The sequence below is a fragment of the Alkalicoccobacillus plakortidis genome (assembly GCF_023703085.1).
Classification (GTDB): Bacteria; Bacillota; Bacilli; order Bacillales; family Bacillaceae_D; genus Alkalicoccobacillus; species Alkalicoccobacillus plakortidis.
This window is the reverse complement of the sequence record NZ_JAMQJY010000001.1, coordinates 1821070-1834752: the sequence shown is the minus strand read 5'-3', so window position 1 is coordinate 1834752 and position 13683 is coordinate 1821070. Positions and strand designations below refer to the sequence as shown.

Annotated in this window: 11 protein-coding genes and 1 pseudogene; 9 read left to right on the top strand and 3 right to left on the bottom strand. The window is 39.2% G+C overall.

Going from position 1 to position 13683, the window contains the following annotated elements; genetic code table 11:
- Positions 1 to 9: 9 nt before the first annotated feature.
- From NDM98_RS09815 to NDM98_RS09805, 3 genes and pseudogenes are all read left to right on the top strand, one after another.
- On the top strand, positions 10 to 1710 hold the full coding sequence (locus tag NDM98_RS09815) for an adenine deaminase C-terminal domain-containing protein (protein ID WP_251606911.1): 1701 nt from the start codon (positions 10 to 12) through the stop codon (positions 1708 to 1710).
- A gap of 617 nt (positions 1711 to 2327) precedes the next feature.
- Positions 2328 to 3713 carry a YfcC family protein gene (locus NDM98_RS09810; protein ID WP_251606908.1) on the top strand — a complete coding sequence of 462 codons (1386 nt, stop codon included), beginning with the start codon at positions 2328 to 2330 and terminating at the stop codon, positions 3711 to 3713.
- Positions 3714 to 3882: 169 nt separating this feature from the next.
- A pseudogene (locus NDM98_RS09805) lies at positions 3883 to 4697 on the top strand (aldo/keto reductase).
- A gap of 43 nt (positions 4698 to 4740) precedes the next feature.
- On the opposite strand, the gene NDM98_RS09800 reads toward NDM98_RS09805, so the two are convergent.
- The gene (locus NDM98_RS09800; protein WP_251606905.1) at positions 4741 to 5061 is read right to left on the bottom strand and encodes a hypothetical protein; all 321 of its coding nucleotides are present in this window, start codon (positions 5059 to 5061) and stop codon (positions 4741 to 4743) included.
- 133 nt (positions 5062 to 5194) lie between these two features.
- On the opposite strand from NDM98_RS09800, the gene NDM98_RS09795 reads away from it, so the two are divergent.
- The 6 genes from NDM98_RS09795 to NDM98_RS09775 all read left to right on the top strand — a co-directional run bounded on the left by NDM98_RS09795 (position 5195) and on the right by NDM98_RS09775 (position 11633).
- Entirely contained in the window at positions 5195 to 6082 is an 888-nt protein-coding gene (locus NDM98_RS09795; protein ID WP_251606902.1) for an NYN domain-containing protein, read from the top strand.
- Between the two features lie 591 nt (positions 6083 to 6673).
- Positions 6674 to 8254 carry an ATP-binding protein gene (locus NDM98_RS09790; protein ID WP_251606899.1) on the top strand — a complete coding sequence of 527 codons (1581 nt, stop codon included), beginning with the start codon at positions 6674 to 6676 and terminating at the stop codon, positions 8252 to 8254.
- Positions 8255 to 8279: 25 nt separating this feature from the next.
- Complete coding sequence (locus NDM98_RS09785) at positions 8280 to 8993, top strand: response regulator (RefSeq protein ID WP_251606896.1); 714 nt, start codon at positions 8280 to 8282, stop codon at positions 8991 to 8993.
- A 308-nt stretch (positions 8994 to 9301) separates the two neighbouring features.
- Positions 9302 to 9898, top strand: a complete 597-nt coding sequence (locus NDM98_RS24000; RefSeq protein ID WP_307728766.1) for a M20/M25/M40 family metallo-hydrolase — start codon at positions 9302 to 9304, stop codon at positions 9896 to 9898.
- Positions 9792 to 10439 (top strand): M20/M25/M40 family metallo-hydrolase, encoded by a 648-nt coding sequence (locus tag NDM98_RS23995; RefSeq protein ID WP_307728765.1) that lies wholly within the window; start codon positions 9792 to 9794, stop codon positions 10437 to 10439. The genes NDM98_RS24000 and NDM98_RS23995 overlap by 107 nt, the downstream gene beginning before the upstream one ends.
- Positions 10440 to 10967: 528 nt before the next feature.
- Positions 10968 to 11633 (top strand): sunset domain-containing protein, encoded by a 666-nt coding sequence (locus tag NDM98_RS09775; RefSeq protein WP_251606894.1) that lies wholly within the window; start codon positions 10968 to 10970, stop codon positions 11631 to 11633.
- A 375-nt stretch (positions 11634 to 12008) separates the two neighbouring features.
- On the opposite strand, the gene NDM98_RS09770 is transcribed toward NDM98_RS09775, so the two are convergent.
- A complete protein-coding gene (locus tag NDM98_RS09770; RefSeq protein WP_251606892.1) occupies positions 12009 to 12629 on the bottom strand; it encodes a hypothetical protein in 621 nt (206 codons plus the stop codon).
- Positions 12630 to 12683: 54 nt separating this feature from the next.
- Complete coding sequence (gene nrdF, locus NDM98_RS09765) at positions 12684 to 13664, bottom strand: class 1b ribonucleoside-diphosphate reductase subunit beta (protein WP_251606890.1); 981 nt, start codon at positions 13662 to 13664, stop codon at positions 12684 to 12686.
- Positions 13665 to 13683 lie beyond the last annotated feature (19 nt).

Genomic DNA, 13683 nt, shown 5'->3' with positions numbered 1-13683 from the left:
CCCATCGTTATGCAGATTGACACACTGATCGAACATGTAAAGGTATTTAATAGTTATGAAAAAGTCTTTAAGCTAGCAAATGTAGCGATTAAAGACGGTCGATTTTTCTATATTGGCAACAAGCAGACAAGCTATTTTCAAGCGACTCATCATGTGGATGGTAACGGGCAGTTTATGGTTCCTGGTTTAATTGATATCCATCTCCATATTGAGAGCACTATGGTGACACCAGCAACTTTTTCAAAAGCGCTAATTCAAAATGGTGTGACGACAATTGTTCCAGAGCCTCATGAAATGGCGAATGTCTTTGGTGTTGACGGAGTAACGGAAATGATTCGGGCGAGTGAGCAATGTGAAGTGGATATGTTTTATTCGATTCCGAGCTCTGTACCAGCAACATCAATGGAGACAACGGGTGGAGCAATTGAAATAGAGGATATTGATCACTTAATGCAAACAGAAAAGATCATCTGTTTAGGTGAGATTATGAATTACGTCGATGTTATCTCTGAAGGCGATAATAAAACAAAGCGGTTGCTTCAGCATATGCGAGCCAACTATCCAGAGACGATTATTGAAGGTCATGTCCCTAAATTACTTGATACTGATTTGCACCAGATGATTTATGCTGGCGTTGATTCCGATCATACTCATCAAACCATTGAAGGATTAAAAGCTCGAATCGAAGCGGGAATGTTCATTGAGATACAAGAAAAATCAATGACACCTGAAGTGATCGAGTATTTAAGTGAGCAGGATGTAAGTGAACATTTTTGCTTTATCACTGATGATGTCATGGCCGACTCCTTAGCAGAGCGAGGGCACCTAAACCAAATCGTCAAAAAAGCGATGCAAATGGGAATGGCGCCTGAAGATGTGATCTATGCGAGTACATTTACACCAGCAAAAAGAATGCGAATGCATGACAGAGGTGTGATTGCACCAGGTAAAATAGCGGATTTTTGTTTGCTTTCTAATTTGGAACAGTTTGAACTAACCGCGGTTTATAAAACAGGTGAGTTAGTGAACAGTGAACAGAATTCTGATGATGTCAGCAGACAATTTCCAGAAGCCTTTTATGAAAGTGTGAAATTAGCTCCACTCACTGACAAAGACTTTCAAGTACATGTGGACAAAGAGAATGGCACCTATCCTACAAGAGTCATGAAAGTCCAGGATGGCTCGACATTTACAGCTGAAGTACACGAAAATGTTGATGTGCATGACGGACTTCTGAAATGGCAAGAAACCGAGCATTTATTAATTGCCACTTTCGAACGTTATGGAAAAGGTGGTTCACGAGCACACGGCCTAATTACAGGCGATATCATAAAACACGGTGCCGTTGCGACAACGTATTCCCATGATAATCACAATTTACTTCTTGTTGGCGAGAACACCGAAGATATGAAAATGGCTGCAAATGAAGTGATTTCCATGCAAGGTGGGATCTGTGTCGTCTGGGAAGGCAAGATTCAAGCAAAAGTACCACTTCCAGTCGGAGGCATCTTAACAGAAGAACCACTTGAAAAATTGGCGAAACGTGTGGAAGAGTTATGCCGAGCAATGCGTGAACTCGGATACAAGCACTATAATCCAATTATGTCGATGAGCACACTTTCACTTCCTGTTAGTCCAGCTTTGAAAATAACAGATCATGGCTTAATTGATGTGAATGCGGGTAAAGTTGTGCCGTTAGTGATGGATTAAGAGCAAGAGGGAGCCCCATTAGCAAGAGAAATGGCTTGGTGAATCAAGACGGAAAGTGCGTTAGCAAGAGGAATCTCCATATTCTCAAGACCGAACCGGTTTTCAGCAAGCCACATAGTCCGATAGCAAGAGCTTTGTAATCTTCATTAAGAAGTTGGGCTTGTTAGCAAGAACTAAGTCCTTTTCACAAAGAAGACTGGTAACTTTAGCAAGAGCCAGGCCTCTTTAGCAAGAGCCAGACCTCTTTAACAAGAGCCAAACATCCTTAGCAAGAGCCAGGCTCCTCTACTAAGAGCCGATTCTACTCTCTTTATGAAGTATCACAACCGGAATAACAATCATCTAAACCTAGGACAAGAACCGGACTCCACTCCGATTCTTGCCCTATTCTTTTTTCTTGTTATAAAATCTGACCTACTTCTGATTAAATAAGCATGCACCAGATAAAGTGTGCATGAACAGATGTAACAAATTCGCTAAAACATGACTTGTCCTTTGTTGAAACTACACAATGCTTGTTCAAATGACCTGCGCTAAAATGAACACTATTATGCGTAAAGGGGTGTGAGGATGGAGCCACAAAAGGTTTCAACAACAACGACTAAAAAGAAAAATGGGTGGAGCATGCCACATATCTATGTGCTGCTTTTTATTATAAGTGGTGTGTCCGCCATTTTGACGTATATCGTTCCAGCTGTACATTCGAGCGCGTTGATGGACCAAACGGTAGAGAGTCTATCAACCCTGACTCCTTTACTGAGATTGAATCGTCTCCGCTTTCATTAATGGATTTTATGTTAGCTATACCACGTGGCATGCAAGATGCCAGTGAAATTATCTTTTTTACCTTTATCATTGGTGGCATGTTTATGGTGCTTCGTCGAACAGATATTATTGAGATAGGTGTTGATCGATTAGCTCGCAAGTTCAAAAAACAGAGTATTCTTATTATTCCTGTTCTTATTACGGTGTTTGCGACGGTTGCAACAACGATTGGAACGCCTGAATTGGCCCTTGTCTACATACCGGTTTTGATTCCTCTCTGTGTTTCGTTAGGATACGATTCAATGACAGCTACAGCTATAGCGTTAATTTCAACGGCGTTAGGTTTTACTGCAGGTGTCATGAATCCTGGAACAGTTGGTATTTCTCAGCAGATATCCGGTTTAGAAACGTATTCTGGGTTTGGACTTAGAGTGCTCGTTCTCATAGTGATTGTAATTATAGGAAGCTTATATGTTATGCGTTATGCACGCAAGGTGAAAAGTAATCCGGAATCTAGCTTTACGTATCATGAAGATGAAGACAAGCGTCATACGTTTAAGGATGCTCTTAGTCAACCGGCCAAGCGAATGAATAAAAGACAACTCATTGCGATAGTAACGCTGCCTTTCTTTTTTGGCTTAGTGGTTTATGGTGTGACGAATCTTGGTTGGTTTATGCTTGAGATGTCAGGATTGTTTATCTTTATGGGTGTCATTGTTGGACTTATTGCAGGATTGTCGATCACAAAGATATGTGAAGCATTTACAGAAGGGTTTAGAGAAGTATTAATGGGAGCCATAATCATAGGGATTGCTAGATCGGTTGCGATTGTTCTTGAAGATGGTCAAATTATGGACTCGATTGTTTTTGGGTTAGGATCAGTGGTAGGTCAGCTACCTAGTACATTAAGTGCAATTGGAATGATGGTTGTTCAATTGGTGATTAACTTTTTTATTCCATCAGGCAGTGGTCAGGCACTTGTGACTATGCCGATTATGGCACCACTATCAGATATTGTTGGAGTGACTAGGCAAACAGCTATTTTAGCCTTTCAATTTGGAGATGGTTTTGCCCATATCTTATTTCCGACCTCAGGATATTTTATGGCTGCGTTAGTTGTTGCCGGAGTGAGTTGGAGTAAATGGGTTAGGTTCTTTATCCCACTGTTTATTATTTATATGGGAGTAGGAATTATTTTCTTAACTTATGCTCAAGTAACGGTTGGACAGGATAAATAAAATCAAGAATGAAGACGTTAAGTAATTGTGCTTACGTCTTCTTTTTTGTGCAGGGATTATCTTTTCTTTATTGAATTAGTAGTATTTAAGTTAATGTTTTCAGTAAACGGGTATGTAGAGGATAGGAAGCACAAACGACAAAAATAATTTTGATTGAGGTGGTGTTCCAATGACATCTTTGCAAACAACGATTCCTTTATCAGATGGTCATCATATTCCGGTCTTTGGACTTGGCGTTTACAAAATGACTGATGAGGAAGCATCCTTATCTGTACATAAAGCACTTCGCTATGGCTATCGTTTAATTGATACGGCAGCTATGTATGAGAATGAGCAGGCGGTTGGAGAGGCTATTCGTGAAGCGATTGTTCAAGGAATACCGGAGGATGAGATCTATGTAACAACAAAAGTTTGGAAAACAGAGCTTGGTTATGAAAAAACAAGACAGGCTGTTCTCGCAAGTTATGCAAAACTAGGATTAGAATCAATTGAATTAGTTCTAATTCATTGGCCTGGTTCAGAAGAGGACAATGCAGGAAGTTGGCGTGCCCTTGAAGAATTAGTGCAAGAAGGTAAGATTAAGTCTATAGGTGTAAGTAATTTTTCTGAAGATGATCTTGAACGGCTAATGAAAACCGCTACGATCAAACCAGTCTTAAACCAAGTTGAGCTGCACCCATTCTTTCTCAAGAAAAACTTCAAAACTATTGTCAAACACATCAAATCGTTTTAGAGTCATGGTCACCTCTGATGCGTGGCAGATTAACGGATCACCCATTGCTTAAAGAATTAGCCGAACAATACAACAAAGACACCGCTCAAATCATTCTTCGTTGGAATGTTCAACGTGGAATCATTCCAATTCCGAAGTCTAGTAAAGAAGAGCGTATTGAATCGAACGCAGACATTTTTGATTTTGAATTAACGTCTGATGAAATGGATAAAATCTCTCAACTTAATGAAGATAGAGGGGTTCATGGATAAAGTGAAAAGAACCCTATCTACAAAAAGGGTTCCTTCATTTTTCTTATAGCGGACCGTTCATTTCAGTTGCGCTTGCAGGATCTCGTTTTCCGGCATTCACTAAAAGAAGAATCGCCGTGATCAGATGCATAACAAAACCAACAAATGGGATCCAAGCAACACATGACGTGACAATCCCTAAAATACTAGCGTGCGTATCACCACGATCTTTATTGGATAGAATTAAAGTAGTGATGTGTAAGCCTAGCATCACTAAAAGGATAGTCCAATAGGTGGACATGACAATTGCTCCTCCTAAAACTGGAATAGCTAATATCGCTTCACCACCACCCGTTATCCATTTAAATATTCGAGAAGTAGACATAAAATCATTCCCCTTTCTTATGTATAAGTGCTTTTTAAGCATACACAATTATACAGATGTAGGGAATAAATTATGATGAAAATAAGATGAAGAAATCAAAAATTTGTATAAGAGCCAGAAGGGAGCAACACCCATGGAAATGAAAGACCAAATAAATGACCAATTTATAAAGAAGCTAGATGCCTTGCTCCATTCTAATTATGATGCAAACTTACCAGATGATAATGTAGCGATTTTTGTAGATTATGATAATGTATACTGGACGTTAATGAACCGATATAATCATAACCCTAATCATGAAGAAAAAAGCAAAAACCTGTTTCAATGCTTATGGGAGCGATATGGACAGGACCGTGTTCGTACATTTCGAGCATACGCAGATTTTCAACGCATTCGTTCGAGTCTAACGGACTTGCAAAAACAACGTATTCAAATTAAACATGTGTATTCAAACGATAAGGATGGAGATTCTAGAAAGAATTCATCAGATATCGAATTATGTATTGATGCAATTGAAAGTACATTTAAGGATGAAAGTATATCGTGTTATGTGTTTGTGACCGCTGATAGTGATATGGTTCCGATTATGAGTCGTCTTATGTATAAAGGGAAACAAGTACACTTATTTTATTTATCAGAGGCAGCACCTAAACATACAGATATTACAAATTACTCGCACCATAGTGAAGATTTAGGGAACTTTCTTAAATTAGAAGAGCAAGAATATGAGTTAGATGCTTATGTGGAGCAGTCCTTGCAATTTATTGATGAATGGGAGAAGAAGTACGGAGATAGTGATTTGTACCTCGGTGCACCATGGCTTAGAAACCAATATTCTCTTAAGTTCTCAATTCCGGCAAATTCCGCTAGTGAACTAATTGATTTATTAAAGGTTAGGAAGTTAATTGGGACCATTAATAAGGATCTGAGTACAGGGGAAGTCAAGCCTAGCCTAGCATTAACAGAAAAAGGCCGTAACACGGTTACGCCCTTTGTAGAATCTGTTTCTGTCAGAAAATGATAGAACTTCACGAATAAATGGTTGACTTCGCCCCGATAGTTTCATATTATAGGGGTACAGGTAAATGATTCGTTAAACGCATTCGTTAACATTTAGTACGTTAAATTCATACGTTACAAAGACAGGGACATACCTTGTCTTTTTTATTTTGTCTTGATCTTAAGGAGACTAATTCTCACTTGTTGATCTTATTATCAATACTTCCCGTGTTCCGATAAATCTAAACCATTTTTTTTAATTTGTCTTTATTAACTTAAATATTCCGAAAAATAAGTCTTTACAAAATGGACATGCAGCTAGTATAATAAACTCAATCGAAAGGAGGTGGTTCAGTGAAAGTTGATTGTACAAGGCTTAACGTAGTTGCGGATTCTCGCAACAAAATGAACCACCTGCGCACGCGCGGTCTGACTGCATAAAGGTCAGAAAGGTTCAGAAGGAGGAGGGCCCCTTAACTGGGTGCTCTCCTTTTTTTGAGCTTTTTACGTTTCAGTTGCGTTGGTTTCGGTGTGGTAGGATGTCAATGCTATAATAGCCGTAACAAACAATTGCTAGTAGAATTGGTTGGTCAAAGTTGTGGGAGTGTAACCAATGAAATTTCAATATAAATTAATGCTGTTGATTATTGTATTGATTTTATCTATTATCAGCATTTTAGGCATTTCTTTTCAGAAAGTCATTGAGGATGCATTAGAACAGGAAATTGGGCAACGAGCTCTTGATGTAGCGGAAACACTTGCGCTGAATCAAACCATTATTGATGCCTTTCAATCAAATGATCCGGCTGCCGCGATGAACCAAACGGCAAAAGCTGCGTTTGAAGTGAGTGAAGCTGAATTTATCACAATTGCTAACCATGAAGGAATTCGTTATTACCACCCTAAACAATCAAGAATTGGTCTCCCTTCTGTTGGGGGTGACAACGATCCAGTTTTACTTGAAGGACGCTCAATTATTTCAAAAGCGGAAGGCTCTTTAGGGCTTTCAGTAAGAGGAAAAGCGCCAATTATGTCTGAAGGTAATGTGATTGGTTTTGTCTCAGTTGGTTTTTTAGCAGAAGGAATTGAGTCTACTGCGCTAGTATATGAAAGAATTGTTCTCTTCATTGGACTTGGAACGTTAATTTTGGGTCTTTTAGGTACAGTATTTATTACAAGAAGTCTAAAGCGTGCAACATTAGGTATGGAGCCAAATGAGATTGGACGACTTTATCAGGAGAAACAAGCCATTGTTGAATCGGTTGGAGAAGGGTTAGTAGCGTTTAACCAAATTGGTGAGATTACGTTAATGAACACTCGAGCGAAGAAACTATTAAATCTAGATCCTGAGAATGATTATACAGGTACATCAATGTCGGATATGGACCACTCACCAGTGCTTACGGAGTTATCGTTACAAAGTGACGGAACAAACAAAAATCAAGAAGCCATTTCAATGACCAAAGGAATTGTTGTTCAAAAAGTGCCGATCTGGAATAAAGGAAAGGAGTGGATGGGCACTGTTTTTAGCCTTAGAGACACATCTGATTTTATAGAGTTAACAGAACGCCTTAGTCAAACGCAAGATTATGCAGACGCATTACGAGCGCAAACACATGAATTTTCCAATAAACTATATGTGTTGTCTGGACTACTGCAGCTTGAATCATATCAAGAAGCCATTGATTATATTGATGAGGAATCACAGGCGCAGTTTAAGAAAACAAGCACATTTACTGATAAACAAGTAGATAGCTGGCTACACGCATTGTTAATAGGCAAGCAGCACCAAGCAGAGGAAAAAGGAATTGACTGTGATATCCTGCTTTCTGAACAGCCAATTGCACTTGATAATAAGCAAAAACGGCCGGTGTTAACCATTGTGGGAAATCTGTTAGACAATGCAATGGATGCTGTACTTAAACCAGGAGCACAACAAAAAAAAATCGCCATTTCTTTTACGTACACTGACAAATCATTAAGTATGATGGTTCAGGATTGGGGAGTAGGCTTAGGCGCACTTTCCATTGATTCATTATTAGAGACTGGCTATTCGACAAAAACACAAAAGAATCATGGATACGGGATGCGTATTGTTCAAGAGATGGTTGACGGGTTAGAGGGAACTCTACATCATCGGTCGAACACGGAGGCCGTTACGACAATAGAGGTGATAATCCCAATTGAACAATAGAATGGTTAAAAAGGAGTTTAATTCAATGGAGCAAAACCAAATCATTGATGTCTTAATTATTGAAGATGATCTAAAAGTTGCTGAGATTAATAAACGCTTTGTTGAGAAGGTAGATGGATTTAGAGTGGTAGGTATTGCTTCTTCAAAGCATGAAACAGATACATTGCTAGAAGTGCTTGAGCCACAGCTTGTCATATTAGATATTTATCTACCGGATATGAATGGGATAGAGTTTCTGCCGCAATTAAAGACTGAGTATCCACAGATAGATGTGATTATGATTAGTGCCGAAAAGGATGCAAATATGATTATCGATTCACTAAGATATGGTGTATTTGACTATCTGACAAAACCATTAATCTTTCAGCGCTTTAAGGACATGCTGACTCGCTATCAACAATTCAGGTTGAATGTTACTACATGGTCAAACGAACAGAAAAAACTCGATCAAGACTCTATTGATCAACTTTTTAACGTAGTACCTCATGCAGAACCTGAATCAATCCCTTACGCAAAAGGAATAGATCAAATTACGTATCAGAAAATACTAGAGTTTATACAAGATCAAGGGGAAGCCACTACAGAGTTGATAGTAGAAGCTCTTGGAGTCAGTCGCTCAACAGCTAGAAGGTATTTGGCAGCTTTAGTTGATAGAGGCGATGCAATAAGTGATGTATCCTATGGAGTGGTGGGGCGCCCGGAAAAATTGTATAAACCAATAGAACCAAATAAAAAATAAAGGAATCTACCAAATGAAAGCGAATACTTTATGAATAGGACAGCATATAATTGTCTAAACTCCTTATAAAAGGGGGAGAGCATAATGGAGCACGAAGGAAACTTATTTGAAGGAGTTCTCTGGGGAACGTTACTAAGTATGCCTCTATGGTTAGCAATTATCGGTTGGGTTAAGATTACGTTGAGTTTTTTATAAGACAAAAGAAAGCTGTCACAAAAGCAGTGAGCATCTAAGGATGGTACTCGCTTTTTGTGACAGCTTTTTTTTAGTGGTAGAATAATAAGAGAGACAGGATTGGAGTGTTTTAGATGAAAGCTTATTTGGAGGAACAGCAAGATTCGATGCTTAAATTGCTTAAAGAGCTTGTAAATGTAGATAGTGGCTCTTACAACAAAAAAGGTGTAGACGAAGTCGTGCAAATTTTGAAAACTGAATTTGAACATCTTGGTTTGCATGCGGAAGTGAGAGAGGTAGAAGAATACGGGAATCAGCTAATTGTTACGCACAAAGATGCCGTAGATCCATCCATTTTGCTTGTTCTACATATGGATACCGTATTTCCTGAAGGGACGGTAGCCAAGAGACCTTTTTCAATAAAAGATGAAATCGCTTATGGTCCTGGTGTTGTAGATATGAAGGGAAGCCATGTAACAACATTGTACGCAGTTAAAGCTCTTCTAGAAGAAAATAGTGAAGCTCTTAAGTCAATTAAACTACTTTTCACAAGTGACGAAGAGATTGGTGCTCCAGTAGGGAGAGTCATTATAGAAGAACAAGCACAAGGAATGAAACACGCCCTTGTTATGGAACCAAGCAAGAGTAGACGGTTCTCTGGTCTCCTCACGAAGAGGAGGAGGGCTATATTCGATAGAAGTAAAAGGACAAGCGGCACATTCCGGCATTGAACCTGAAAAAGGTCGTAGCGCGATTGAAGAGCTTTCACATAAAACCATTAAGCTTCATGCACTCTCGGATCATGAAAATGGAATTAGTGTCAATGTTGGTTTGATTAGTGGAGGTTCCTCGGTGAATACAGTTGCCCCAACGGCCAAAGCTGAGGTAGATATCCGAATCTCAAAAATGGACCAAGCAGATCCACTAGCTGAAAAAATAAAAGAAATCTGTGCAACTCCAGATGTAGAGGGCACATCTATTATTCTTAAAGGTGGCATCACAAGACCCCCAATGGAGAAAAATAGCCAAACAATTGAACTGCTTGATACGATTAAGTCGGTAGGAGAAGAGATTGGACTACCGATTACCGATATCTCGACGGGTGGAGGCTCCGATGCTTCTTTCACTTCGGCGATGGGGATCGCCACTGTTGATGGACTAGGACCAAAAGGCGGTAACCAACATAATGAGGGCGAGTATTTGGAGATTGATACACTAGTAGAAAGAGCTGAATTGTTGGCTGCAGTAATAGAGCGATTAGCAGAGAATTAGAAATCTAGAATCCTTTACGAGTTCTCGCTTCACTAAAATTTAAAACAAGCGAAACGGTCAATTCGAATGGCCGTTTCGCTTGTTTTTTTGCTGCTGCTGAGGGAGAGGGTTGAGCTTCCTCTTGGAGAGAGGGAGTGGCTCTTGCTTAATCAGTTATCCGTCTTGGAGAGAGGCAGTATTTCTTGCTTAACTTGTTATGCGTCTTGGAGAGGTGCAGTGGTTCTTACTTAATCAGTTATCCGTCTTGGTAAGAGGGAGTGGTTCTTATTTAACCCGATATTCATCTTGGTAAGAGTCATCTGATCTTGCTCCACCCGATATTCTACTTGGTATATTCCTGTTATTCTTGCTAAACTAGTCAATCTTCTTGGTGACAGTCTAAGTCATCTTGCTCAAAGTGTCATTCTTCTTGGTAAATATAGCGAGCAATGACTGCTTTTGTCGAAACTGTAGCAATTATATAAATCGAATATTATGATAGATTCGTATTTATTTGTAGTTTACATAAGAGGAGAGGGAAGTACAAAAATGAACACAACTAAACCAAAATTGATTTCGAAATACATAATTGTTGCTATGTTTAGTTTGCTGTTAATTTTAAGTGGATGTGGTGATGCTTCAAATGTGTCAGCAGGACCGAGTTTAGATGAATTACAGTCCTTAACGCAGGAGCAGGAGAAACAGGTATCAGATTTACAGGAAGAAAATGATCAACTGAAATCAGAATTGCTTGAAGCAGAAAACAAGATAACTGAACTTGAAGAAGAGTTAATAAGTCAAGAATCCATTGAGGAACTAGAAGACAAAGTTGCTAAAAACGAAGAAGAAATTGATGTCCTTACAAAAAACAATGATGAACTGAAAAATGTGAATGAGAGTTTAAACGAGGAGAAGAAAGAGTTATCAGAACAAATCTCCTCACTTGAGAGTGATAAAGAAGATTTAAAAGAAGAGATTCAAACGAAAGAAACGGAGCTTGAAGAGGCAACTGCAACTGCTCAGCAGACTACTAAGTCAGACCAAACAAGCCAAAGCGATACGGAAGAACAAGCCAGCTGTGATATAAAAGGGAGCGAAAATGGTATTTACCACGTTCCCGGAAGCACTTATTATGAGAGAACAAAGAATGTAGCTCAATACTTCTGTTCTGAAACTGAAGCAGAAAATGCAGGATATCGAGCGCCTAAAAAGTAACCTCACTCAATAAAAAATAAAAAGATCAGTTCCTTGGTATTGAGGGAACTGATCTTTTTAGTAGATATTTAATGAATCCACAACATATTGAGAGACCACTTCTCCATCTCGAATAAGTTTGTTGGTAACAGGTTCGTGATCTTGCTCCACTCAACAACCTTCTTGATATCAGGCAGTACTTCTTGCTCAACTCATCATTCTTCTTATTTAAACAAGCCAATCTCTTGCTGACTGACTTGGGATCTTATTAACGATCAAATCGTTCTTGATCAATTTCCGTTCTTTCTTGCTAGCTGCACATTCCTCTTGGAATGGCCGAAGCACCTGCTCCTGCTGTTATTAACGATTAAATGTTTCTTGCTAACTCCGTATTCCTTATGCCTTTAATAAATCCACGACATATTGAGACCACGTCTCCATACGATCATAGTTATCTTTCTCTTTTAATTGCTCTAGACTCATCCAATAGCCAGGAATTTGCTCTGTTTCTTTTACTTCTACGTTCGCATGCTTAACGACATCTAAGACGGAGAGGATGCCGATGTGAACTCGTCCAACTTCTGATTCGTCGTCATTTATTAAACCGATTGTCTGAATCGATACTTTGTCGCTTTCTGCCAAATGTAATTCTTCATTTAACTCACGATCTGTATTAATTCGTAATACGTCATCAAAACTACCAGCTTCGATATGGTTCATGTGCCCGCCAAAGCCTAGTGAAAGCTTATTATGTAAACGGGATTCGCCACCACCAGCTAAACGTTCGTAAGCAAAAACCTCAGAGCCCCGTCTAATGACTACGTATGGAATGGGCTGCTTGAAGCTCGGATCCTCTTCGGCATCACCACGGCGCATTTCTTTATACGTTTCTTTAATGTGCTTCATGATTGAATCTGTTTGTTTTTGTTCCCCTGTTAAGCCTTGAAAAGTGAGGGTTTCTGATTGAAATACAGCTTCCCGTGGGGCAACTAAAATTTGTTCGTCCATTTTTCCCATTAGTCAACGTCCTTTCTATCTGTAACAAAGGTAAAACGCAGGAGAGGCCGAGGCCTACTCTTGCGTTTCAAAAATAAAGTCGTCATCTCGTACAGGTTCTACTGTTGCTTTCTTATAGCCATTACCTTTCATGGAGAAGAAATCATGAGACTTTGTTTTGGTATCAAGTCCATTTAAGATGATTGGATTAATTTCTTCTTCTTCAAAGTAGGCGTCAAAGCCTAGGTTCATTAACGCTTTGTTGGCATTGTAGCGAATAAACTTCTTCACGTCATAGGATAAGCCAACCTGATCATAGACATCCTCTGTGTAGGCAAGCTCATTCTCATATAGTTTCTTCAGCAGATCTAGTGAAAAGGCTTGTAACTCAAGCTGTACTTCTGGTGTTTGTTTATTGTAGATTTCTTGAGCAAGTAAACCTATGTATACACCGTGGATCGCTTCATCACGTAGGATAAGGTTAATAATTTCGCCGCTTTGCATCAACTTTCCTTGACCATAGAAATAAAGTGGATAGTAGAAGCCACTGTAGAAAAGGAAGCTCTCAAGGTAAACGGAAGCAACCATTCCTTTAAATAGAGAAATGTCGTCTCCTTCTTTAATATCCTCGTACAAGCCAACAATCATTTGAGCTTTCTTTTGTAGGAAACGATTTTCTGTTACCCAATCAAAGGCTTCATTAATTTTTTCGGTTGTAGCTAGAGTCATAAAAATATTACTGTATGACTTGGCGTGAACAGCATTCTCCATCATCGCCATGAAGTTAAGTACTGCTTTACGTTGATGCCCTTCAACATGATCAGCAATGATTGGCATACCTGTGTTCCCTTGCTCTGTATCTAGTAATGTTAATCCTGCCAGCACCTTCATATATGCGTCTTTTTCCGCATCATCAAGGTACTTCCACGTTAGAAGGTCCCCGTTTAAGGCTACTTCTTCTGGTAGCCAGAATTGCTTCACATTCTGGCTATAAAACATTTGGGTAAAGTCATCCTCATGTTTTGACCAGTTTGCTGCGTCAAATACTCTGTTCATGATTTGTATCTCCTTTTAT

Coding starts and splice junctions, on each gene's coding strand:
- NDM98_RS09815 (WP_251606911.1), top strand. CDS start 10: ATGCAGATTGACACACTGATCGAACATGTAAAGGTATTTAATAGTTAT.
- NDM98_RS09800 (WP_251606905.1), bottom strand. CDS start 5,061: ATGTCTACTTCTCGAATATTTAAATGGATAACGGGTGGTGGTGAAGCG.
- NDM98_RS09795 (WP_251606902.1), top strand. CDS start 5,195: ATGGAAATGAAAGACCAAATAAATGACCAATTTATAAAGAAGCTAGAT.
- NDM98_RS09790 (WP_251606899.1), top strand. CDS start 6,674: ATGAAATTTCAATATAAATTAATGCTGTTGATTATTGTATTGATTTTA.
- NDM98_RS09785 (WP_251606896.1), top strand. CDS start 8,280: ATGGAGCAAAACCAAATCATTGATGTCTTAATTATTGAAGATGATCTA.
- NDM98_RS24000 (WP_307728766.1), top strand. CDS start 9,302: ATGAAAGCTTATTTGGAGGAACAGCAAGATTCGATGCTTAAATTGCTT.
- NDM98_RS09775 (WP_251606894.1), top strand. CDS start 10,968: ATGAACACAACTAAACCAAAATTGATTTCGAAATACATAATTGTTGCT.
- NDM98_RS09770 (WP_251606892.1), bottom strand. CDS start 12,629: ATGGGAAAAATGGACGAACAAATTTTAGTTGCCCCACGGGAAGCTGTA.
- nrdF (WP_251606890.1), bottom strand. CDS start 13,664: ATGAACAGAGTATTTGACGCAGCAAACTGGTCAAAACATGAGGATGAC.